The sequence below is a fragment of the Micromonospora sp. MH33 genome (genome assembly GCF_003013775.1).
In the GTDB taxonomy this organism is placed as follows: domain Bacteria; phylum Actinomycetota; class Actinomycetes; order Mycobacteriales; family Micromonosporaceae; genus Micromonospora; species Micromonospora fulviviridis.
The window spans coordinates 1-3,086 of the sequence record NZ_MUYZ01000490.1; the positions used below are offsets into that span (position 1 = coordinate 1).

Genomic DNA, 3,086 nt, shown 5'->3' on the forward strand with positions numbered 1-3,086 from the left:
GCCGCACGGCGGCGCAGCTCCGCCTGGGTCAGCGCCGCCGCCGCGAGCCCGGCCGGCACCCCGGCGGAGCGGAGCGCGGCCGCCGCCGTCAGCGGGTCGCCGCCGGCCACCCGCGCCGCCGCGTCGAGCGCGGCCGACCCCTCGGGGGTACGCAGCGCGTCGAACTGTTCCAGGTCCACCCGGGCATTCTCCCGGCCGCCTCGATCGGCCGGGACGGTGGTGTCAGTGGGAGGTGGGGGCGGCGGCCACGCCCCCCTCCCTCGACGGCTATGGCCCCGAACGGTAGGGCTCCGGTCACGGTGCGTCGAGGTGATCCGGGCATGTTGCGGTGACGCGTGGCGGAACTGTGGCGACACGGGAGGCGACGCGTTGGCACTCTCCTTGACGGAGTGCTAGCCGAGGAATAACCTGCGATTAGCACTCTCACCCTGAGGGTGCCAACGCCCGGGCCTGGTGTCCGGGGGTTGAACGCCAGGCGGACCGGCACCCGCGACGACGGCCCCGCCCGGTGGCATGTGGCAGATTGACGCCGGTCGGCGCGCCGACCGGCAACGACACCAAGTACCCCAGGAGGGTATGCCCGTGACTACCGCGACCAAGGTTGCGATCAAGCCGCTCGAGGACCGCATCGTGGTCCAGGCGAACGAGGCCGAGACCACCACCGCCTCGGGCATCGTGATCCCCGACACCGCCAAGGAGAAGCCGCAGGAGGGCACCGTCCTCGCTGTCGGCCCGGGCCGGATCGACGACAAGGGCAACCGCGTGCCGATCGACGTCAAGGTCGGCGACACCGTCCTCTACTCGAAGTACGGCGGCACCGAGGTCAAGTACGCCGGCGAGGAGTACCTGGTGCTCTCCGCCCGCGACGTCCTCGCGGTCATCGAGAAGTAAGCAACCGATCAGTGTCGTTGCCCCGGTCCGGCTCGCCGGGCCGGGGCAACGTCGCTTCGAAGGGATACAGATGGCGAAGATCCTGAGCTTCTCGGACGACGCCCGGCACCTGCTGGAGCACGGTGTCAACGCCCTCGCGGACGCGGTCAAGGTCACTCTCGGCCCGCGCGGGCGCAACGTCGTCCTGGACAAGAAGTTTGGTGCGCCCACGATCACCAACGACGGCGTGACCATCGCCAAGGAGATCGAGCTCACCAACCCCTACGAGAACCTCGGCGCGCAGCTGGTCAAGGAGGTGGCGACCAAGACCAACGACGTCGCCGGCGACGGGACCACCACCGCGACCGTGCTGGCCCAGGCCATGGTCCGCGAGGGCCTGCGCAACGTGGCCGCCGGGACCAACCCGATCGGCATCAAGCGGGGCATCGACGCGGCGGCCGCCAAGGTCTCCGAGGCGCTGCTCGGCCGGGCCGTCGAGGTGGCCGACAAGGAGTCGATCGCGCACGTCGCGACGATCTCCGCGCAGGACGCCACCATCGGCGAGCTGATCGCCGAGGCGATGGAGCGGGTCGGCCGCGACGGTGTCATCACCGTCGAGGAGGGCTCCGCCCTCACCACCGAGCTGGAGGTGACCGAGGGTCTCCAGTTCGACAAGGGCTTCATCTCGCCGAACTTCGTCACCGACGTGGAGGGGCAGGAGGCGGTCCTGGAGGACCCGTACATCCTGATCACCACGCAGAAGATCTCGGCGATCGAGGAGCTGCTGCCGCTGCTGGAGAAGGTCCTCCAGAACAACAAGCCGCTGCTCATCATCGCCGAGGACGTCGAGGGCCAGGCCCTGTCCACGCTGGTGGTCAACGCGATCCGCAAGACCATCAAGGTCTGCGCCGTGAAGGCCCCGGGCTTCGGCGACCGTCGCAAGGCGATGCTCCAGGACATGGCGATCCTGACCGGCGCCGAGCTGGTCGCCCCGGAGCTGGGCTACAAGCTCGACCAGGTCGGCCTGGAGGTGCTCGGCACCGCCCGCCGCGTGGTGGTCGACAAGGAGAACACCACCGTCGTCGACGGTGGCGGCCAGTCCGCCGAGGTCGCCGACCGGGTCGCCCAGATCCGCAAGGAGATCGAGGCCTCGGACTCCGAGTGGGACCGGGAGAAGCTGGCCGAGCGGCTGGCGAAGCTCTCCGGCGGCATCGCGGTGATCAAGGTCGGCGCGGCCACCGAGGTCGAGATGAAGGAGCGCAAGCACCGCATCGAGGACGCCATCTCCGCGACCAAGGCCGCGGTCGAGGAGGGCACGGTCCCGGGTGGCGGCGCCGCCCTGGCCCAGATCCTGCCGGTGCTCGACGACGACCTGGGCTTCACCGGTGACGAGAAGGTCGGCGTCTCGATCGTGCGCAAGGCGCTGGTCGAGCCGCTGCGCTGGATCGCCCAGAACGCCGGCCACGACGGCTACGTGGTGGTGCAGAAGGTCGTCGGCCAGGAGTGGGGCCACGGCCTCAACGCCGCCAACGGCGAGTACGTCGACCTGGTCAAGTCCGGCATCCTCGACCCGGTGAAGGTGACCCGCAACGCGGTCTCCAACGCCGCGTCGATCGCCGCCCTGCTGCTCACCACCGAGAGCCTCGTGGTGGAGAAGCCGGAGAAGGCCGAGCCGGCCGCCGCCGGTCACGGCCACGGCCACGGGCACGGCCACCAGCACGGCCCGGGCTTCTGATCCCGCGCCGTACGGCCTGACGTCAGGGCACACCGCCATCCGGCGGTGTGCCCTGACCCGTATCTGCTTACGGAACGCTGACGAGGTTGGCGATCGCCCGCTCCGAGCGACGACACTGGTCGCCGTGAGCAGCATGTCGCGCGGTCGAGCCGCGCTGGCCGGGGTCACCGCCGCGGCCGTCGCGATCGGCGTCGCCGAACCGGTGGCCGTCTTCACCGGCCCCCGCTCCGCGCCGCTGATCGCGGTCGGCGGGCTGGTGGTCGACGCGGTGCCCGAGCCGCTCAAGCAGTTCGCCATCGCGGTCTTCGGCAGGTACGACAAGGTCGCCCTGCTGGTCGGCACGGCGGTGGTGCTGGCGGCGATCGCCGCGCTGCTCGGCGTGCTGGCGGCCCGGCGGCTCCCGCTCGGCCTGGCCGGCATCGCCGCGTTCGCCGCCCTCGGGGTGGCCGCCGCGCTGACCCGGGCCGGCGCGAAGCTGACC

The 3,086-nt window shown here is 71.2% G+C and carries 2 protein-coding genes and 1 pseudogene; all 3 read left to right on the forward strand.

Annotated features, from left to right (window positions below; translation table 11 throughout):
• Positions 1-576 precede the first annotated feature (576 nt).
• Positions 577-891, forward strand: a complete 315-nt coding sequence (gene groES, locus B0E53_RS34830; protein WP_018222648.1) for a co-chaperone GroES — start codon at positions 577-579, stop codon at positions 889-891.
• Positions 892-961: 70 nt separating this feature from the next.
• Entirely contained in the window at positions 962-2,605 is a 1,644-nt protein-coding gene (gene groL, locus B0E53_RS34835; RefSeq protein WP_107079764.1) for a chaperonin GroEL, read from the forward strand.
• A 124-nt stretch (positions 2,606-2,729) separates the two neighbouring features.
• A pseudogene (locus tag B0E53_RS34840) lies at positions 2,730-3,086 on the forward strand (molybdopterin-binding oxidoreductase); the annotation flags it as partial.